This is a genomic window from Kitasatospora sp. NPDC057965 (genome assembly GCF_042887135.1).
In the GTDB taxonomy this organism is placed as follows: Bacteria; Actinomycetota; Actinomycetes; order Streptomycetales; family Streptomycetaceae; genus Kitasatospora.
Genome location: NZ_JBHVPZ010000013.1, coordinates 129,134 through 147,345, shown reverse-complemented (window position 1 = coordinate 147,345; position 18,212 = coordinate 129,134). Strand labels below are relative to the sequence as shown.

Genomic DNA, 18,212 nt, shown 5'->3' with positions numbered 1-18,212 from the left:
ATGCGCAGGCGATCCTTGCGGCGGCCCTTGCGGCGGTCCGGTGGCGGCAGCGCCCGGCGGACCTGCGACGTTGCGCTCCGTGCAACACGCCGGGCGGGACAAACCGACGGCCGACGCCGCACCGGACCGGACCGGACCGGGCGGGCGACGTCCGCGGTCGGCGCCCGGCCCCGTCAGCCGGACAGCTTCCTCAACAGCTCGACGGCGAGCGGGGCCGCGGACGCCGGGTTCTGACCGGTGACCAGGTTGCGGTCGACCACCACCTTCGGCGCCCAGGGCTCCCCGACCTGCACGTCGGCACCGGCCTCGGCGAGGCGGTCGGCCAGCAGCCACTTCGCCTTGTCGGCGAAGCCGGCCTGCGCCTCCTCCTCATTGCTGAACGCCGAGACCCGGTAGCCCTTGAACGCGTTGCCGCCGTCCTCCTCGACCGCGGCCAGCATCGCGGCCGGCCCGTGGCAGACGACGCCGAGCGGCCTGCCGGACCTCAGCGCGCGGACCAGCAGCCGGCCGGAGTCGGCGTCGACCGCCAGGTCCTCCATCGGACCGTGGCCGCCCGGGTAGTAGACGGCGTCGTAGTCGTCCGGCCGGACGTCCGCCAGCCCGGTCGGGCGCTTGAACTCCTCGGCCCCGGCGAGCACCTCCGCGACCCTTCGCGCGCCCTCCTCCCCGCCGTTGACGTCCGGGGCGAGGCTGGCGGCGTCGACGGTCGGCACCACGCCGCCCGGCGTGGCCACGGTGACGGAGCACCCGGCGGCCTTGAACTCCTCGTACGGCGCGGCGGCCTCCTCGGCCCAGTAGCCGGTCGGGTGCCGGGTGCCGTCGGCCAGCGTCCAGTGGTCGGCGCCGGTCATCACGAAAAGGATCTTCTTCGACATGGTGGGGTCTCCGGATCGTCGGCCGGTCGTACTCGACTCGCTCGTGCCCTCGACGGTAGGGCCGCCCCGAGGTCCGCACCATTCGGAGAGCCCTTCGGGTCAACCCCTGGCCCGCCGGCAGCGGGGGCCGGCCAGCGGGCCGCGGGCGGCGAAGGTCCAGCGATTGGCGGCGAGGGCGTCATCGGGCTCGGGGCGGGGACCGCGGCCGTAGTGACGGGTGAAGTCGAAGGGCGTGCGGGTGACGGTGGACCAGCCCCGGGCGGTCAGGTCCGCGGCGGTGTCGGGCCGGGGCTCGTCGTCGAACAGCGCGAGCAGGTCGATGCCGAGGCGGTCACGGGCCGCGAGGTACACGGGGTTGCGGCGCACGACGGAGGACTCCAGGCCGAGCTTCACCTCATAGGCCAGACTGCTCCCGGCGGCGCTCAGCCGGTCGACGGTGGCGACCAGTCGCCGCTCCGCCGCCGCGGGCAGGTAGAGCAGCAGGCCCTCGGCCAGCCAGGCGCTCGGCTCGCCGGGGCGGAAGCCGGCGGCGGTCAGCGCGCCGGCCCAGTCGACCCGCAGGTCACAGGCCACCGGCACCCGCCGCGCGGCCGGCCGCGCGCCGATCCGGTCCAGGACCTGCTGTTTGAAGGCGAGCACCCGGGCCCGGTCGAGCTCGAAGACGGTCGTGCCGGACGGCCAGTCCAGGCGGTGGGCGCGGGCGTCCAGCCCGGCACCGAGCAGCACCACCTGCCGGGCCCCGAGCCGGGCGGCCCGCAGCAGGTGGTCGTCCAGGGTCCTGGTCCGCAGCGCGAAGTAGCCGCCGAGCCGCCCCCAGAGCGGATCCTCCGCGCCGTCCCCGCCGTCCCCACCGCCCGGGACGTCCCGGGGGTGGACCGGCCAGTGCGCGGAGGCGCGGGCGGCGCGGACGAAGTGCTCGGCGAGCGGGTCCCGGGCGAGCGCTCCGGGGCGGTGGCTCTCGATCGCCCGGGCTGCGGCGACCATCAGCGCGGTCCGTCCGACGCCCCCGTCCACGCCGGTGGCGGCACCGGCGGCGACTCCGGTGGCGGCACCGACCGAGGTCGTGACGGCGCTGGTGCCGGGGGCGGCCGCGGCGGTGGTCATGGTCTCTCCAGGTGCTCGGGAAGCCGCGTCCAGACGGCGGGTCGGTCGTGGGTGGTGACGCGGGCGCCGTAGACGCGGCTCATGAAGCGCAGCACGTCCTCGTCGGGGTGGTGCAGCGCGGCCGTGCAGTCACGGAGCACCGTCACGTGGAAGCCCTTCTGGAAGGCGGTGCGCGCGGTGCTGTCCACGCAGACGTCGGCGAAGACGCCCGCGAACACCAGGTGCCCGATCCCCCGGCCGGTGAGGTACGGGCCGAAGCCCTCCGTGAGGAAGGCGTCGAAGGTGGCGTGCTTGGTGAACACCTCCTCGCCGGGCTCCGGCGCGACGCCGTGGAACTCGGCGCCCCAGCTCCCTTCGAGGCACTTGGGGCGCTTGCCCAGGACGGCGTCCCGGTGGCGCCAGGCGACGCCCTGGTGCACCGGGTCGCCGAGGAAGCGGACGAAGACCACCTCGGTACCGTGTGCGCGGGCCGTCCGCACGGCCCGGGCCGTGTTGGCGGCGACGGTGGCGAGCCGCTGCGGATCCCCGGGATAGCGGGCGGCGGCGACGGGGCCGGCGCAGAAGTCGTTCTGCAGGTCGATCACGATCAGCGCGGTCCGCTGCGCAGCGGCACTCACGAACGGTCCGCGAGCGTGCCGACGGGCAGCGTGGCGCCGGGCAGCGGGCCGGAGGAACGGGCGGCGCCGACCGACGGCGGACCTACCGGCGACGGACCGGCGGACGCCCGCGCCGTCAGGGCGTCGAGCACCGCGTCGACCACCGCCGTGGTGGAGTGCCGGCCGCCGAGGTCGGGGGTGCGTATGCCCTGTTCCTCGGCGACGGCCAGGGCACGCTCGACGGTGGCCACGGCTCCCGGGCAGCCCGCGTGCCGCTCCGCGACGACCGCGGCGGCACGCAGGGTCGCGACCGGATTGACGGTGTCCTTGCCCGTGAGGTCGTCCGCGGAGCCGTGCACGGTCTGGTACTCCACCAGCTCCGCCAGCTCCGGGTGGAGGTGGACGTTCTCCGTGCAGCGGCTCTCCTGCCGCGCACCGCCGAACCGGTCGAGCAGGACGACGTGCATGATGTCGGCCCACTCGTTGCCCGCCAGGATGACCGTACGGTCGCCGAGGCCGTGCGTGATCAGGTTGCGGTTGACCGTGTCGGGCTGGAACAGCCGCACCTCCACGCCGAGGCCCCGCCCGAGCTCTTCCACCCAGTCGTCCAGGGCACCGTCCAGCAGATGGAACTTGTAGGCCATCACCACCCGGGCGGGCCCGCGGTCGGGCCACTGCCGCCAGGCGCGCCGGACCGCGTAGTCGAGCACCTTGCCGGTGATCTCCCGGCTGAACTCCATGGTGCGGGTGACCACGCCCGGGGCGTGCCGGTTCTCCCCGGTGTAGAAGCCCTGGGCCTCGTCCCGGACCAGCAGCAGCGAGGCGTCCCCGGCGGCGATCGGCTCGACCTTGACGGCCTGCAGACGCTGGCGGACCAGGTAGAGCGACTGGGCGTTGACGGCCGTCCGGAAGACGGCCGTCGTGCCCGCCCGCGCCAGCTCGCGGCAGAACCGCTCGTAGTGACCGGCGTCCTCCTCGGTGAGCCGGCGGATCCGCTCGGTGTCGCCCACCTCCTGACGGAGCGAGACGTAGGAGTGGTAGGTCCGCGGGGACCGGACGATCTCTATCCCGGCGCCGTGCGGGGCCACGATCCGGTGCAGGGCCCGTTCGAAGACGGCGGCGAGCTCCACGCCCGTTCCCCGGCCCACGGCGAGTCCGACTGCTGGTTTCACACTGCTCCTCGGCTGGTCGTCGACTGGTCCGGTACGGGCGGGATGCCGGCGCCGGACTGATCAGGTGGTCGGGCTGCCCACCAGGCGGTCGCCCGGAATCCCGGCCTTGTCCGGGGCGTAGTAGTCGCGGATGCCCTCCGCCCAGGTGGCCACCGGGATCCGGTCGTCGGCGGTCGGTCCGAAGGCGTCGAAGAGGGCGTCGATGTTGGCGTGTCCGAAGCCGATAGCGATCATCAGCGCCACGAACCGTGGGCGTTCGACCAGGCCGTCGCCGTCCGGGTCGCCGAGCGCGGCCAGGGCGTCGGCGAACTGTGCGATCGTCGGACCGAAGCGCTCGGGCGACAGCACGAAGGCGCGGAACTCCTCCCGGGTCACCACGCCGTCCCCGTTGGCGTCCAGCTCCGTCTCCAGGACCACCCAGTAGCGCCGGAAGGCGGCCCGGATGGCCTCCTTGGCTGTCTCGTCCGAGTCGGCGGCGGCTTCGACCACGCGCCTGGACATCAGATCGAAGTCGCCGATGTCGATCACGCCGTTGCGATTGGCGTCGAACAGTTCGAAGACGAGCTCGACCCGCTGGGTGGCCTCGTTCCGCATGTGCCGCTCCTTCTCTCCGTACGTCGGGGGCTCGGTGCCCGATCGGTCCCCACTATCGGCGAGCGGTGGCGGTGCGGACGGGCCGTCGCCGTCCGCTTCACCTGATGGAGTGAAGCGCTCCGGCTCGGCCGACGGTCGGTGCGACGCCGGGCCGTCCCGGGTGCCCGGGTCAGCGGACGTAGTACGGGCGGTGGTGCGCGGCGACCGGGGCGGACTGGTACGTCCACACGCCGGCGGCGGGTGCCTCGCCGACCAGGCGGGCGAGGTCGGCGGCGGCCTCCCGGCTGCGGTCCCCCGGTTCCGCCCCCGGCTCCGGCTCCGACCCCGGACCCGGCCGCTGCCGCCCGGGGGTGAGCCGGATCCGGTCGGCGGTGCGGGCGTCGAGCGGGTGGAAGCGGTAGGGCTGGTGGACAGTCAGCGGACCGGCGAGCAGCCGCCCGGCGGAGTCGGTGCCGTAACCGGTGACGGGGGTGTTGACCACCGGCTCGCCGTCGAGACCGGCGAGGTCCGCCTCGACCGCGAAGAGCTCCTCCTCGTACCGCCGCAGGCCCTCCGGTCCGAGGCCGGCGCGGTGGCAGACGAAGGACCAGCGGTCGTGCACGGCGGCCGCGTTGAGCGAGGGCAGGACGGCGGTGAACCACCCGGGGTGCTTGGGTTCGGCGTAGAGGCGGGTGCCCGCGTCGATCGCGAGCGGGTTGTCGCAGAGCACGTGGAGGCGGGCGATGCCGAGCAGCCTGGTCTGGTCGTGGCCACGGGCGTACTGACCGTAGTCGACGGCCGGGAGCCGGTCGACGGCGGACGCCGGATGGGCGATGACGTTGATCTCCACCTCCTCGGTGATCCCGCCGCCGGTCGGGTACTGGGCGAAGTACAGCTGGTAGTTGAGCGAGACGCAGGCCCGGCCGCCGAAGTCGGCGGCGGCCAGCGCGGGATGCCGCTCGGCGAGCAGGGCCCGCACCGGTCCGGGCTCGACCAGGAAGTCCACGCCGATGTTGTGCAGCGCGCCGTAGTGGAAGGGCAGGTAGTACGGCTCCGGCACGGGCGGCAGCGGCAGACCGGTCATGAGGGCTCCCTGGACGGCGTCGGGGACGAGGTCGGTGACGAAGGGGATGCAGGGGACGCAGGGGACGGCGAGGACGGGGACGGGGACGGGGACGGAAGCGGAGCGGCGACGGCGGCCGGCCGCCGCAGCGCCGTCAGCTCCCGGTGCATGCGGTCGGCGCTGCGCAGGGCCAGCGCGGCCATGGTGAGCGAGGGGTTGGAGGTGCCGAGGGAGGGCATCGAGCCGCAGCCGACGGCGTACAGGTTGGAGTGGTCCCAACAGCGCTGCCACGCGTCGACCACGGAGGTGCCGGGCGCGTCGCCCATCACATGGGTGCCGCCGGCGTGCCCCGCGCCCCGGTAGCCGTGGACCCGGCCGCGGTGTTCGAGGCGCCCGGGCCAGCCGGGGCCGGCGTCGTAGCGGGTGTGGTCCTCGGCGCCGAGCAGGGCGAACAGCTGGTCGGAGACCGCCCGGGCGGAGTCCATGCCCTGCCGGACGTAGCCGGAGAGGTCGTAGCGCAGGGCGGGTCTCGGCAGTCCGAGCCGGTCGCGGCGGCCGTGGTCGAGGGTGACCCGGTTGGCCGGGTCGGCGGGCTGCTCCAGTTCGAACTGGAGCGAGAACTGGCGGCCGAGGCGGTCGCCGAGACGATCGCGGAGTTCCTTGCCACGCAGCCCGGCGCGCAGCAGGTCCGCGGTCTCGACCCCGGGCGGCCGGCCGGCCCAGGACCAGCCCCAGTTGCCGATCTCGATCCGGAAGGGTGCCCGGCGGGCCCGGGCGGCGCCGAACCGGAAGGCCTCCAGGCCGCTGGTGGAGCCCGGCCCCCGGTAGGGACCGGTCGGCTGCGGCAGCAGGCCCCAGGTGAGCAGCACCGGGTGGTCCATCAGGTTGCGGCCGACCTGGTCGCTGCGGTTGGCGAGACCGGACAGCAGCAGCAGCCGGGCGTTCTCGATCGCGTGGGCGGCGAGCACGACCAGCTCGGCGCGGACCCGGTGGGTGGCGCCCTCGGCGTGGTACTCGACGCCGGTGGCGCGGCCGGTGCCGTCGACCAGGACCCGGCTCACCACGGCGTCGGTGCGCAGCCGGACGCCGGGTGCCCAGCGGGCCTGGGTCCGCAGCGGGGTGTACTTGGCGCCGGTGGGGCAGACCGGGACGCAGGCGGCGGCGCCCTGGCAGAGCGGGCCCTCCGGGTGGTCGGGGTGATCGACGCGGTCCGCGTCCCGGGTGGGCCGGTGGACGCCGTCCGCGTCGCGCGTCGGCCGGGCGTTGCGGGCGTGCGGGGTGGTGCTGACGGTGAGCCGGGTCTCCCCGTCCGCCGCCGGGTCCCGGGCGGTCCGGCCGTCGAGGGCGCGGGCGGCGAGCCGGTCGAGGTGGCTGGCCGGGACGGGGCGCATCGGGAAGGCGTAGTCGTCGGGGATGGGCAGGCCGACGGCGCGGCGTTGCTGCGCGGCGTCGGCGGCGACGCCGAGTTCCCGCTCGGCCTGGCGGTAGTACGGTTCGAGGTCCGGATAGCCGATCGGCCAGTTGCGGCCGTGGCCGAGGTCGGCGGTGCGGAAGTCCTCGGGGTGCATGCGCGGGGCGAGGCCGGTCCAGAGCAGCCCGGTGCCGCCGTTGGCCCGCAGGTAGCCGCTGGCGTAGGGCAGCGGGCCGTGCTGGACGAGGTGTCCGGTGGCGGTGAACCCGCCGTCGGGCAGGCCGGTCAGGTCGTCGACGTCCGGGGAGGGGGCGTCGGCGCTGCGCGGGTAGGGCGAGGTGGGGGTGCCGCCGCCGGCGGCCCGGTGGGCGGTGCCGGTCACGGCGGGGCCTGGGACGGCGTGACCGGCTTCCAGGACGAGCACCCGGTGACCGTGTCCGCCGAGGCGGTGGGCGACCAGCGAGCCGGCGAAGCCGGCGCCGACCACGACGACGTCCCAGGGGCGGTCGCCGTCGACGGGGTCGTTGCCGTCGGCGTGGCGGTTGCCGTCGGCGTGGCGGTCCGACGTCGGGCGGCTCACCGGTCGCCGCCGTCGTGCGGGACCCGGGCCCAGCTGCCGTGGCCGGGGGCGGCGCTGCCGGGGGCGGCGCCGTGGAAGGTGCGCCACATCAGGCCCCGGTCGTGGGCTCGGGGTGACGAGGGCGGCTCGTCCGGCCAGGCGCCGACGTACCAGAGGTGGAGCAGGGCGTGCTCGTCGCGGACGTGGTGGGCGAGCAGGGTGCGGTGGTGCTCGTGCGCCATCCCGGTGTCGCGCAGCTCGGTCTCCTCGAAGCCGGTCAGATCGGCGGAGAGGCGCAGGAAGGCGTCGAAGTCGGCGAGGCCCGGGAGGCTGTCCGCAGCGGGCACGCGGACCTCGCCGGCCGCGTCGGACCGGTAGTCGTGGTCGTGGTCGTCGATCGCTGGCAAACCGGCACCTCCGTGGTGAGCACGCCCCGAACATGACAGCCGATCGGCGGGAACCCGATCGCGTTGGGAGCGATGCTGCCCCGCCGACCGCCTCCCGAGGTGTTCCGACCGCAATCGTTCGAACCTGCCGGTCTTCTGTCCGCCACCTCGTTGAATGGCCACCAAGCGCTTGTCGGATCAGATGTCGAAATGATCGGAGCGGACCGCCCGGCGCGCACTCCGCCGGATGGAGCAGCGCAGCGCGCGGACAGCGCGGCGGGGCTGCGATCTTCGGAGCACGCGCGGCCTCGTCGCGCCGTCCGCCCGGTGCCGAGACCTGGAGGCCCCCGATGTGGCAGGCTCCCCCCGAAGCCGTCCGCTACCCGCCGGAGTGGCTGCCCCCGCTCGACCTGCCCGCCCCCGGACCGCAGAACCGGCTGACCGTGCTGCTGCGGCTCCTGCTGCTGATCCCGCAGTTCATCGTGGTCTGGGCGCTGTCGGTGGTGGCCTTCTTCGTCACGGTCGTCGGCTGGTTCGGCGCACTGGTCCTGGGCCGCCTGCCCGGCTTCGCCGCCGACTACCTGTCGGCGTACCTGCCGTACGAGACCCGGGTGACGTCCTACCTCCTGCTGACCCACGACCGCTATCCGCCCTTCGCCTTCCGCGCTCCGGACCACCCCGTCCGGGTCGAGCTGCGGCCGGGCGAGCTCAACCGGCTCGCGGTGTTCTTCCGGCTGGTCCTGGTCATTCCGGCGGCCGTCGTGCAGGGGCTGCTGTTCGCCGGCTGGTGGGTGGTCGGCTGGATCAGCTGGCTGGTGGTGCTGATCCTCGGGCGGATGCCGCAGCCGCTGTTCGAGGCGACGGCGGCGGTGCTGCGCTACCGCATGCGGTACCTGGCCTATCTGATGATGCTGACCCCGGCCTACCCGAAGCAGCTCTTCGGCGACGAGCCCGGCTCGGAGCCGGGCGGCCCGGTGTCGGCGACCCGGCCGCTGGTGCTCAGCGGTGCGGGCCGAGGGCTGCTGGTGGCCTTCCTGCTGCTCGGCCTGTTGTCCAGCGCGACCGGCTCGATCACCGCGAGCGTCAACGACGACGACCAGGAGGTCAAGGAGGTCACCGGGCCGCTGCTGCCGGGCCCGCCGGCCGGCTGACGAACGGGTCCGGCGCGGGCACGGCCGGCGCGGACGGGTGGCGGCGCCGCCAGAACGGCCGGGCGGGCCAGCGCCGTTCGAGGCCGTAGTGGGCGGCGTGGTTGCGGCGGTAGGCGATGACCACGCCGGTGACGGCGGTCGCGTAGCGGTCGAGCGCGTACGGGTCGCCGGCCAGCGCGGCGTCCACCGCGAGACCGGCGGCGCGGCCGGTCCACAGTGCGGTGAGGATGCCCTGGGAGGACAGCGGGTCGAAGGCCGCGGCGGCGTCCCCGGCGGCGGTCCAGCCCTCGCCGTGCACGCGGTCGAGGCGGGCGGTGTGCGCCGGGGCACGGACGGGCGCGGCGAGCGAGGCGGACGAGGCGGACGAGCGGGACGAGGCACACGACGGGAACCGGTGCCCGGCGGCCCGGGCGGCGGTGGGGCCCGTGACGGCGAGCCGGTGCCGGAACGCCTCCGCCCCGCCCCGCGCGGCCGGCAGGTCGCCATCGGTGAAGAAGGCGAGCAGCAGCCGACCGCCCGGCAGCGGCGCGCTGTACCACCAGCCGTCGGGCCCGGCCTCGACGAGCGTGGTGCTGTCCGTGGCGACGCCGTCCCCGGGCCCGAGCACCAGGTGCAGCGCGACCAGCCGGTCGCCGACGAGCCGGCGGGCACCGTGGGTGGTGGCGACGGCGGCCCGGCGCCCGGTGGCGTCGACGAGCCAGCGGCAGCGCACCACCGCGCCGGGCCCCGCGCCGCCGTGCAGGGCGAGCGTCCAGGTGCCGTCGGGATGCCGCCGCACGGGGCGGGCCGTGGCCGTGCGGACCTCCGCCCCCGCGCTCGCGGCGGCCTCGCGCAGCCGCCGGTCGAACAGCGGCCGGTCGAGGTGCCAGCCGGGCCCGTGGGGGTCGCGGATGCTGTCCACCGAGGCCGGCGCCGCCGATCCCCACACCGAGCGGTTGCCGTAGCAGGGCAGGTGCCCGTCGCCGGGGACGGTGCCGGCGGCGCCGAGGTCGCGCAGCAGCATCCGGGCGGCGGCGGGCAGCGCCTCCCCGATCGCCGGCGGTCCGCCGGGGGCGTCGGCGAGCAGGACGCCGCGCCCCCGGCCGGCCAGCGCGAGGGCGGCGGCCGCACCGGCCGGACCGCCGCCCACCACGACCACGTCGTACGACGGCGTCACGAGCCGCCCTCGGCGGGCCGCCCGGCGTCCACGCCGAAGGGGTCGACCTTGTCGAAGTAGCCGATGACGACCTCCTCGCCGGACAGGCCGGTGTGTTCCAGGACCACGCTCGCCGTCTGCGCGGTGAAGGCGTCCTCGCCGACGACCGCGGCGGGGACGTGGACGGCGACCAGGTTGCGGTTGTCGGAGACGCCCGTGAGGTCGAAGCCGGGCACCGACTCGACCAGGATCCGGTCCGGGAAGCGGCCGTCGCCCACGGTGTAGGCGCGGACCTCGACGATGCCGAACTTGTACCACTCGGCCGCGGCCTGCATGAGCTGCTGGTCGTGATCGCCCTTCAGGCCGCGCAGCCAGGAGGCCCGGTGCGCGAACGCGGCCTCGCGGCCGTCCTCCTCGGTCGGGGTGGTCTCCTTGTTGACGATCCGGAAGTCGCTCTCCTTCAGGACGTGGTTGGGCACCCGCGCGGGCCAGAAGGTCGGCAGGTAGGGGTCGTAACGCGGGCCGAGGTTGGCGATGGACTCGTAGCCCGAGCGGCAACTGGCGGTGTCGGACTGCCAGGGCACCGCCATCCAGCGGGTCAGGTCACCCGGCCCGGACTGGTGCAGCGGACCGTCGGGGCCGAGCGCCCGGGCCTGGCTGAGCCTCTCGCCGTAGTCCGGTTCGACGGTGCCCGCGGGGCGTGGGCGGATCCGCAGCGGGTCGCTGTACAGGGTCGCGTGGCGGATCGGCCAGGTGACCTCGCAGCCGGGGTGGAAGGCGTCGGCGAGGCAGAAGTCGAGGGCGGCGCGGTCCAGCAGGCCGGGCTGGTCGGCGACCGGCGCGCTCTCCAGGTCGGTCGGGAAACCCGGCCAGGGGGTGGTCTCGAACTCGCCCTTCATCCAGGCGAGCAGGACGGAGTCCTGGGTCGGGGAGAGCGTCAGGTACTGCAGCAGCGCGGTGGAAACCGGCTTGCTCACCATGCCGTCGCCGTAGATCCAGGGCCAGGGCACCGGGGAGATGCCGTCCCGCTTCGGGTCGCGCAGCGAGGTGTAGACCTGGCGGCGCAGCTCCTCCTGGGTGGCCGAGGGGCTGCCGAGCCTGGCCAGGTGGTCGGGGGCCAGGAAGTACTCGGGCCCGCCGAAGCCGAAGTGGGTGGCGAAGCCCTTGTTCACCCATTGGAGTTCGCAGAACCGGTGGAGGATCGGTTTGACGTCCCGGTCGAAGTTGACGGTCTTCGGCGGCTCCAGCCCGCCCTCGGCGACGAAGAGGTCGTGGAGCACGTCGTACAGGGTCCGCACGGTCTTGACGTCGGGCGCGTAGTTGGGCGGGGCGACCACCACCCAGGCCGGGTCGACGCGCAGCGCCTTGCCGCCGAGGGTGACGGTGGCGGTGACCGGGCCGTCGGAGGTGTCGTCGCACCAGCCGTCGTTGTTGCCGTAGGAGTGGAGTCCGTCGCCGTTGGGATTGCGGGACTTCCCGAGGCCGCCGAGCACCACCAGGCGGCCGGCCGGGTCGGTGTGCATCCGGCCGAGCGGGACGGCCGTGCCGAGGAAGGAGCCACCGGTGAACTCGACGACGTCGGTGCGGCCGGCCACCAGCTTCTTGGGGCCGGGATCGATGATCAGGCTCGCGCGGTCGGCGACCTTGGCGTTGCGCCGGGGCTCGGGCTTGTCCTTCATGTCGGGGATGTCCAGCGGGAGGCTGAACTCGTACCAGGCGGCCTTCTTGTTGGCCACGTGCACCGACCATTCGATCGTCACCTGGGCGTCGGTGACGGTCAGCTCGCGCACGGCCCGGCCGTCGGCGGTGTAGCCGTAGATCCGGAAGCGGGCGGCCTGGCGTTTGATCGCGCCCTGGTCGTCCTTGTAGGAGCCCGCCGGCTCGGCGGGCGGGTCGGGGACCTCCGGGCCGTAGAACCAGCCGTCGTCACGGGCGCTGTTGCCGACCCGGGCGATGCCGATGGCGGGGTGGATCCTGGCGTAGGCGATGTCGTCGGTCAACGGACGGTCCTCTCGGCGGCCGGGGGCGCGCGGGCCGGCGGCGCCGGAATGCCCCACTGCCCTGGTTCTTCGGTAGCCGAACCAGGGCAGTGGAGGGCGCACACGGGTGAAGCGCGCGCCGCGCCGGGCCCGTCCGCGCTGCCCGCCGGACGGGTCGGCCGTCGAAAGGACCGGAAGGTCCCGAAGGACCGGAAGGACAGGAAGGACCGGAAGGACCGGAAGGATCAGAAGGTCAGGTTCCAGGCGTCGATGGTGCCGGTGTCGCCGGCGGCGCCGTCCTTGACGCGCAGCTTCCAGGTGCCGTCGGCCGGGCTCGCGGAGGCGTTCACCGTGTAGGTCTTGACCACGTCGTCGGCGCTGTCGCCGTTCGGGAAGTCCTCCAGCAGGTAGACGGTGCCGTTCGGGGCGACCAGGGAGACGACCAGGTCACCGCGGTAGGTGTGCTTGATGTCGACGCCGACCTTGAGCGCCGCGGGGGCGCTGCCGCCGACGCCGGTGACGGTGAGCGGGCTGTCCACGGTGGCGTTGTCGGCGATCGCCACGTCGGTCAGGGTCTCGAAGTACTTGCCCGCCGGCGGGGTGCCGCCGCCGACGGCCTTGAGCGCGTCGACCTGGCCCTCGCCGAAGAAGGAGTTGACGGCCGTGGTGCCGGTGCAGCGGCCGTCGGACGCGGGGCAGGCCACGTCGTTGGCCTGGGCGGCGATCCTGGCCCGGAGGTCGGCCGGGGTGAAGGTGGGGTTGGCGCTCGCGATCAGCGCCGCGACGCCGGTGACGTGCGGGGAGGCCATCGAGGTGCCGCTCTTGGTGCCGTACTTGCCGCCGGGCAGGGTGGAGTAGACCCCGGTGGCACCGTCCCCGCCGGGCGCGGCGACGTCGATGACACCCCGGCCGTAGTTGGAGTAGGAGGCCTTCGCGGTGCCACTGGCCATCGCGGAGACGGTCACCACGCCGGGCAGCTCGGTCGGGATGTCCAGGCAGGCGTTGGTGATGGTCCGGGTGACCTTGGTGGAGTCGTTGGGGCTGTCGCTGTCGGTGGTCTTGTTGGCGAGGTCGTAGTTGGAGTTGCCCGCGGCGGCGACCTGCAGCGAGCCCTTGCCCTCGGCGTACTCCTGGGCGCGGCGGACGCCCTCGATGATGGCCGCCTGGTCCAGGTTGTCCGGGCAGTTGAACTGCCAGGGGTCGGTGTAGTAGCTGTTGTTGGTCACCTTGAAGCCGTGGTCGCCGGCCCAGACGAAGCCGCAGACGGTGTTCTCGGCGAAGAACAGCGTGCTGGTCGGCTCGGCGATGCGCACCGAGGCGATCCTGACGCCGGGGGCCACGCCGACGACGCCCTTGCCGTTCTTGGCGGCGGCGATGGTGCCGGCGACGTGGGTGCCGTGGGTGTCGACGTCGCGCCAGGCGCCGGTGCGGGTGTCGGGCTTCCCGTACGCGCAGGAGACCGAGTCGGCGGCGTCGAAGTTGGGCGCGAGGTCCTGGTGCTGGTCGTCGACGCCGGTGTCCAGCACGCCGACCTTGACGGCGGAGGAGCCGGTGGAGACGGCCCAGGCCTGGTCGGCCTTGATCTGGGTCATGTCCCAGCGGTTGGTCTCGGTGAGGGTGGTGGCCGACTGGGCGGGGTTGGCCGGCAGCGCCGGGTTGTAGGCGTCGGCCGGGACGTCCGAGGTCCGGGTGGCGCCGACCTGCTGGATGCCGGGCACGGCGCGCAGGGCGGTGGCGAAGGTGCCGGCCGTCGCGTGGGCGACGACCACGCCGATCGCGTCGTAACTCGCGAAGACCGTACCGCCGTTGGCGGTCACCGCGGCCTTGGCGGCGGCGACGTCGGCGGGGGCGCTGATCACCAGGTAGGCGCGGGTCCCGGCGGCCCAGCCGGCGGCGGCCGACGGAGCGGTCACCGCGGCCGGGGCCTGCGGGGCGGGGGCTGCCGGGGCGGCCGCCGGGACCGGTCCGGCCGGGGCGGCGGGCGCCGCGGTCGCCAGGGTCGCGGGGGCCGCCAGGGCCGCGGCGGCGAGGAGGGCGAGCGCGGCGGTGGGGCGGCCGACCTGCCGGGACATCGGACGAAATATCGGACGGGATATCAGGGGTGACACGTGCGTCCTCCGATCGGCCCGTGCTTGAGGGGGTCACACGGGGTTGAGCGCAACATGCCAGAACGGTGCGCACTTGGGGAAGGCTTTACGCACGCCCCGCTGTCACAAACGTGTCAACATTTGATTTCCCGCGACCGATTCCGCCCATCCCCGACCGCCGCTTGACCGTCCGTTAGAACGCGTACGGCCCGAACCGCCCCCAGGCCACGACCGCCGCGAGGACCAGCAGGGCCACGTTGACCACCACGCTGCGACCCTCACCGCGTCGGCCGTGCACCACGGCGGCACCGATCATGACGATCCCGAGCCCGGTCGCGGCGACCGGCACCAGACCGGGCGCGATGTCGACGGCGGCCGGCAGGACCAGGCCGATGCCGCCCAGGATCTCCAGCAGGCCGATCGCCTTGATCGCGGCGGGCGGGTAGTTCACCGCCCAGGTCCCGGTGGCCTCGATGACCTTCTCCTTGGACTGGAGCAGCTTGGGCGTGCCGGCCGCGAGGAAGAGGGCGGCGAGGAGGCCGGCGAGGACCCAGAGAAAGACGTTCATGTCACTCCGAAATTTGAATTGAAGCTTCAAGCAAAATACGCCGCGCCTACTTGAAGCGTCAAGTGAATGTTCGGGTTACTAGAGTGATCGCCATGAACAGGGACGAACCGCGCTGGCTCAGCGCATCCGAACTGGAGGCCTGGAAGGCGTTCAGCGCGATGATCATCAAACTGCCCGCCGCCCTGGACGCCCAGCTGCGGACCGACTCGGGCCTGAACCAGTTCGAGTACCTCGTCCTGGCCGGTCTCTCCGACGCCCCGGACCGCACGCTGCGCATGAGCGACCTCGCCGTCCTCGCCAACGGCTCGCTCTCGCGCCTGTCGCACGTGGTCACCCGGCTCGAAGGGCAGGGCTACGTACGCCGCGAGCGCTGTCCGGGCGACGGCCGCGCCACCAACGCCGTGCTCACCGAGGAGGGCTTCCGGAAGCTGGTCGACAGCGCGCCCGGCCATGTGGAGCAGGTGCGGTCCCTGGTCGTCGACCCCCTGGACCCCGAACAGCTCGAACAGCTGCGCCGGATCTGCCTCCAGGTCCTGCAGGCCATGGACCCCGGCCTGACCTGGCCCCCGCCCCGGCGCTGACCCGCGACGGCGCCGGCGACGGCGCCGGCCCGCGACAGTCCGGTACGGTCGGCGCGGCGCCCGGGGATGACGGCGCCGCGCCGGGGCCCGGTGCCGTCAGGCCCGCAGGTGGGAGGTCACGACGTCCAGCACCGCGCGGCGCTCGGGGGTCAGGTAGAAGTGGCCGCCCGGAAAGACGTGGAGGTCGAAGGCCTCGGTGGTGTGCGCGGCCCAGTCGTGCGCCTGCTCGACCGTCACCCGCGGGTCCGCGTCCCCGGTCAGCGCGGTGACCGGGACCGCGACGTGCTCCCCCCGCTCGGCGAGGTACGTCTCGATCGCCGTGTAGTCGCCACGCAGCGACGGCAGGATCAGCGCCCGCAGCTCCGGATCGGCCAGCAGCCGCTCGTCGGTGCCGCCCAGCCGGGCCAGCTCCGCGATCAGCCCCTCGTCGGGCATCAGGTGCACAGCCGAGTCACGGGGGTGGGACGGCGCCCGGCTGCCCGAGACGCACAGCCGCACCGGGCCGCTCACGCCGTCGCGCTCGAAGCGGCGCGCCACCTCGAAGGCGACCGCCGCGCCCATGCTGTGCCCGAACAGCACCAGCGGCCGGTCGGCCCACGGCCGCAGCGCCGTGTAGACGCGCTCGGCGAGTTCGGTCAGCGAGTCCAGGGCCGGCTCGTCGATCCGGTCCAGCCGGCCGGGGTACTGCACGGCGAGCACGTCGGCGTACGGCGAGAGTTCGGCGGACCAGTCCCGGTAGAAGCCGGCCGAGCCGCCCGCGTGCGGGAAGAACACGACCCGGGCGGGCGCCGCGTCGAAGGGGTGGAATCGGCGGAACCAGAGGCTGTCGGTGACGGCGGTGCTGCCGGACATTCAGGGCACTCCCTCGCGGCTGACGGGTCGACAGGATCATCTTTCGCCCCAGTGTCCCCGGCCGACCCGCACCCGCGTCAACCTTGGGCTGAACCGGCACCCGGGCCGGTGCCGGGGCCGAACCGCGCCTCCGCCGCCCGGGACCGGGAGACGCCGTCCAGCAGCAGGACCGACACCGCCTCCGGAACGGGCGTCACGGCGGCGCCGCGCGCGTGCGCGCCGAGGGCGGCGCGCAGCCGGCCGAGGCCCCGCCGGTGCCGGGCGAACGCCCGGCGCGAGGCCCGGCGCCCGCGCGCCCGCTGACCGTCCAGGGCGGTGGCCTCGCCCACGTCCAGCAGGACGAGGTGCAGCTCCCTCCCCTGCCGGGCCGCCTCCCGGGCGAGCCAGCGGCGCATCCACGCCCGGCTGCCGCAGTCGTGCACCAGCAGCGGCCCGCCCCGGCGCACCGAGCGGCGCAGCAGGCGGAAGTGCTCCAGTCGCGCCCACGGCCGGTAGACCGCGTACGGCAGGCGGTCCGGCATCACGGCGGCGCAGGCCTCGTGCACCGCCCGCGGGTCCACGGTGACGGCCCGCGGGGCGCGGGCGGACCAGCGGCGCAGCAGGGTGCTCTTGCCGCTGCCGGGCAGTCCGGAGACCACCACGACCGCATCGCCCGGGTAGTGGACGGCGAACGGTGCGCCGTCCTCGCCGCGCAGGTCCAGCAGGCCTCGCGGTTCCATCCCCGCCCCCGTCGTCCGTCCCGCGCCGGGCGGGACCGCCCCCGGCCCGTCCACGATGGCCGACCTGTCCATGCCGCCCTCTCACCCCTTCCGCGTCCGACCCGGAACGATAACAATCCACACCGCCCGGGCCGCGAACGGTTCCCTCCGGGCCGTCGACCCTCCGCTTCCACCGGCTGGACGGCATGCAACACGGACACGGATCGTGCAGAACGCACCGGGGGAACGTCAGGCCCCGAGGTCACGGCAGGCGACGGTGGGGTCGTCCGGGCTGCGGCACGTCGTCCGCACCCTGGCCGGACACCGCCGGTTGCTATGCTCCGGCGCGCCCGGGGAGGCCCCGGTGGGATGCCGTGGAGGTGCCGTAATGGCGGACAGGTCAGCGGAGTTCAGGCCCGGTTCGATCGACGTGCGACCGGTGCGGCGGGCCGGATTCGCAGCGCTGGTGAACGCTGCGCACGGGACCGGTGTTCTGGTGGTGTCGGACGCGGACACGGGCGAACTGGTCGAGGCCACCGGGCTGCCGCGCGATCCGGCGGCCGTTCCTCTGGCACTCTCCTGGGACGGCGGTCACGTGCTGGTGCGGACAGGGCCGGAGAACCAGCCGGACCGGGACCTGGTGCTGTCCTGTTTGGCGACGGGTCGGCGGCAAGTGTTCGATGCCCAGGCGAACGGTCTCGTCTACCAGGCCGCGCTGTCACCCGACGGGCGGTCAATGGCCACCTTGGCTGACGAGGACGACGTACGGGTGGACATCACCGACCTGACGACGGGCGTGCGGAGGCCGCTGTGGTCCGCCGCCGGCTGGCGGTCGGAGAGCGGGGTGGCCTGGTCCCCGGACGGCGGGCTGGTGTCGGTGAGCTACATCGACGAGGAGTCGGACCGGACCGACACGGTGGTCCTGTCCGTGGCCGACGGGTCGGTCCTCACCCGCTACGACGGGCTGGGCACGCTGGGGAGCCCCAACGGGACCTGGACCGGCGAGCGGGAACTGCTGCTGGTCGAGGAGTTCTCCGAGGAGGACGTACCCCCCTTGTTCCTCCAGGACGTGGCCACCGGAGCGGTCCGGCGGTTCACCCGGGCTCCCGGCTACGTGGGCGGTGTGCCCGCGGTGGTCGGCGACCGGCTCGTCCAACGACTGTCCGCCGGCCTGTTCGACTGCGCGCTCGACGGCACCGACCCCCGCCCGGTCCTCGTACTCCCGCCGGCACACGAGGTCGGCTTCTTCGACGTGAGCGGGGCGTTCTAGGGGCTTCGCAGGGTTCGGATCATGTGGCTGGAGTCAGGGACTTCAGCCACACGGGCGATCGACCGTCAATCCCGCGCCCGCTTCGGCACTTTTCGCACCACGCAATTCCTTCCCAACGGACTGCTTTCCCCGGAAATCCCCGCGACATCCAC

At 74.2% G+C, this 18,212-nt stretch carries 17 protein-coding genes; 3 read left to right on the top strand and 14 right to left on the bottom strand.

The window, feature by feature from the left end:
- Positions 1-173: 173 nt before the first annotated feature.
- The 8 genes from ACFVVU_RS18855 to ACFVVU_RS18820 all read right to left on the bottom strand — a co-directional run bounded on the left by ACFVVU_RS18855 (position 174) and on the right by ACFVVU_RS18820 (position 7,760).
- Entirely contained in the window at positions 174-875 is a 702-nt protein-coding gene (locus ACFVVU_RS18855; protein WP_387791015.1) for a type 1 glutamine amidotransferase domain-containing protein, read from the bottom strand.
- Between the two features lie 99 nt (positions 876-974).
- Entirely contained in the window at positions 975-1,979 is a 1,005-nt protein-coding gene (locus tag ACFVVU_RS18850) for an SAM-dependent methyltransferase (RefSeq protein ID WP_387791013.1), read from the bottom strand.
- Entirely contained in the window at positions 1,976-2,596 is a 621-nt protein-coding gene (locus ACFVVU_RS18845) for a cysteine hydrolase family protein (RefSeq protein ID WP_380680264.1), read from the bottom strand. The genes ACFVVU_RS18850 and ACFVVU_RS18845 overlap by 4 nt, the downstream gene beginning before the upstream one ends.
- The gene (locus tag ACFVVU_RS18840) at positions 2,593-3,747 is read right to left on the bottom strand and encodes an isocitrate/isopropylmalate family dehydrogenase (protein ID WP_387791012.1); all 1,155 of its coding nucleotides are present in this window, start codon (positions 3,745-3,747) and stop codon (positions 2,593-2,595) included. Before ACFVVU_RS18840 ends, ACFVVU_RS18845 begins: the two co-directional genes overlap by 4 nt.
- 60 nt (positions 3,748-3,807) lie before the next feature.
- Entirely contained in the window at positions 3,808-4,341 is a 534-nt protein-coding gene (locus ACFVVU_RS18835) for an EF-hand domain-containing protein (RefSeq protein WP_380680270.1), read from the bottom strand.
- Positions 4,342-4,510: 169 nt separating this feature from the next.
- Complete coding sequence (locus tag ACFVVU_RS18830; RefSeq protein WP_387791010.1) at positions 4,511-5,404, bottom strand: hypothetical protein; 894 nt, start codon at positions 5,402-5,404, stop codon at positions 4,511-4,513.
- Entirely contained in the window at positions 5,401-7,374 is a 1,974-nt protein-coding gene (locus ACFVVU_RS18825) for a GMC family oxidoreductase (RefSeq protein WP_387791008.1), read from the bottom strand. The genes ACFVVU_RS18830 and ACFVVU_RS18825 overlap by 4 nt, the downstream gene beginning before the upstream one ends.
- Positions 7,371-7,760, bottom strand: a complete 390-nt coding sequence (locus ACFVVU_RS18820) for a hypothetical protein (RefSeq protein WP_380680278.1) — start codon at positions 7,758-7,760, stop codon at positions 7,371-7,373. The genes ACFVVU_RS18825 and ACFVVU_RS18820 overlap by 4 nt, the downstream gene beginning before the upstream one ends.
- A 329-nt stretch (positions 7,761-8,089) precedes the next feature.
- On the opposite strand from ACFVVU_RS18820, the gene ACFVVU_RS18815 reads away from it, so the two are divergent.
- Positions 8,090-8,890, top strand: coding sequence for a DUF4389 domain-containing protein (locus ACFVVU_RS18815; protein ID WP_380680281.1), 801 nt, complete (start codon positions 8,090-8,092; stop codon positions 8,888-8,890).
- On the opposite strand, the gene ACFVVU_RS18810 is transcribed toward ACFVVU_RS18815, so the two are convergent.
- From ACFVVU_RS18810 to ACFVVU_RS18795, 4 genes are all read right to left on the bottom strand, one after another.
- A complete protein-coding gene (locus ACFVVU_RS18810) occupies positions 8,853-10,046 on the bottom strand; it encodes a tryptophan 7-halogenase (RefSeq protein WP_387791006.1) in 1,194 nt (397 codons plus the stop codon). The two genes, ACFVVU_RS18815 and ACFVVU_RS18810, sit on opposite strands and share 38 nt — an antisense overlap.
- Complete coding sequence (locus ACFVVU_RS18805) at positions 10,043-12,025, bottom strand: LodA/GoxA family CTQ-dependent oxidase (RefSeq protein WP_380680287.1); 1,983 nt, start codon at positions 12,023-12,025, stop codon at positions 10,043-10,045. The genes ACFVVU_RS18810 and ACFVVU_RS18805 overlap by 4 nt, the downstream gene beginning before the upstream one ends.
- A gap of 224 nt (positions 12,026-12,249) precedes the next feature.
- The gene (locus tag ACFVVU_RS18800) at positions 12,250-14,076 is read right to left on the bottom strand and encodes a S8 family serine peptidase (protein ID WP_387791004.1); all 1,827 of its coding nucleotides are present in this window, start codon (positions 14,074-14,076) and stop codon (positions 12,250-12,252) included.
- A gap of 208 nt (positions 14,077-14,284) precedes the next feature.
- Complete coding sequence (locus tag ACFVVU_RS18795; protein ID WP_380680293.1) at positions 14,285-14,659, bottom strand: DoxX family protein; 375 nt, start codon at positions 14,657-14,659, stop codon at positions 14,285-14,287.
- Between the two features lie 92 nt (positions 14,660-14,751).
- Here ACFVVU_RS18795 and ACFVVU_RS18790 point away from each other — a divergent pair, with 92 nt between their 5' ends.
- Positions 14,752-15,240 (top strand): MarR family winged helix-turn-helix transcriptional regulator, encoded by a 489-nt coding sequence (locus tag ACFVVU_RS18790; RefSeq protein ID WP_380680296.1) that lies wholly within the window; start codon positions 14,752-14,754, stop codon positions 15,238-15,240.
- A gap of 96 nt (positions 15,241-15,336) precedes the next feature.
- Here the strand turns inward: ACFVVU_RS18790 and ACFVVU_RS18785 are convergent, their stop codons facing one another.
- Both ACFVVU_RS18785 and ACFVVU_RS18780 read right to left on the bottom strand, forming a co-directional pair.
- Positions 15,337-16,092 carry a thioesterase II family protein gene (locus tag ACFVVU_RS18785; protein ID WP_380680299.1) on the bottom strand — a complete coding sequence of 252 codons (756 nt, stop codon included), beginning with the start codon at positions 16,090-16,092 and terminating at the stop codon, positions 15,337-15,339.
- 77 nt (positions 16,093-16,169) lie between these two features.
- The gene (locus tag ACFVVU_RS18780) at positions 16,170-16,811 is read right to left on the bottom strand and encodes an AAA family ATPase (RefSeq protein WP_387791002.1); all 642 of its coding nucleotides are present in this window, start codon (positions 16,809-16,811) and stop codon (positions 16,170-16,172) included.
- A 445-nt stretch (positions 16,812-17,256) separates the two neighbouring features.
- Here ACFVVU_RS18780 and ACFVVU_RS18775 point away from each other — a divergent pair, with 445 nt between their 5' ends.
- On the top strand, positions 17,257-18,060 hold the full coding sequence (locus tag ACFVVU_RS18775; protein WP_387791000.1) for a hypothetical protein: 804 nt from the start codon (positions 17,257-17,259) through the stop codon (positions 18,058-18,060).
- Positions 18,061-18,212 lie beyond the last annotated feature (152 nt).

Excerpts from the sequence above, each read along its gene's own strand:
- ACFVVU_RS18855 (WP_387791015.1), bottom strand. The coding sequence starts at position 875 with ATGTCGAAGAAGATCCTTTTCGTGATGACCGGCGCCGACCACTGGACG.
- ACFVVU_RS18850 (WP_387791013.1), bottom strand. The coding sequence starts at position 1,979 with ATGACCACCGCCGCGGCCGCCCCCGGCACCAGCGCCGTCACGACCTCG.
- ACFVVU_RS18835 (WP_380680270.1), bottom strand. The coding sequence starts at position 4,341 with ATGCGGAACGAGGCCACCCAGCGGGTCGAGCTCGTCTTCGAACTGTTC.
- ACFVVU_RS18830 (WP_387791010.1), bottom strand. The coding sequence starts at position 5,404 with ATGACCGGTCTGCCGCTGCCGCCCGTGCCGGAGCCGTACTACCTGCCC.
- ACFVVU_RS18815 (WP_380680281.1), top strand. The coding sequence starts at position 8,090 with ATGTGGCAGGCTCCCCCCGAAGCCGTCCGCTACCCGCCGGAGTGGCTG.
- ACFVVU_RS18800 (WP_387791004.1), bottom strand. The coding sequence starts at position 14,076 with ATGTCCCGGCAGGTCGGCCGCCCCACCGCCGCGCTCGCCCTCCTCGCC.
- ACFVVU_RS18795 (WP_380680293.1), bottom strand. The coding sequence starts at position 14,659 with ATGAACGTCTTTCTCTGGGTCCTCGCCGGCCTCCTCGCCGCCCTCTTC.
- ACFVVU_RS18790 (WP_380680296.1), top strand. The coding sequence starts at position 14,752 with ATGAACAGGGACGAACCGCGCTGGCTCAGCGCATCCGAACTGGAGGCC.
- ACFVVU_RS18785 (WP_380680299.1), bottom strand. The coding sequence starts at position 16,092 with ATGTCCGGCAGCACCGCCGTCACCGACAGCCTCTGGTTCCGCCGATTC.
- ACFVVU_RS18780 (WP_387791002.1), bottom strand. The coding sequence starts at position 16,811 with ATGGAACCGCGAGGCCTGCTGGACCTGCGCGGCGAGGACGGCGCACCG.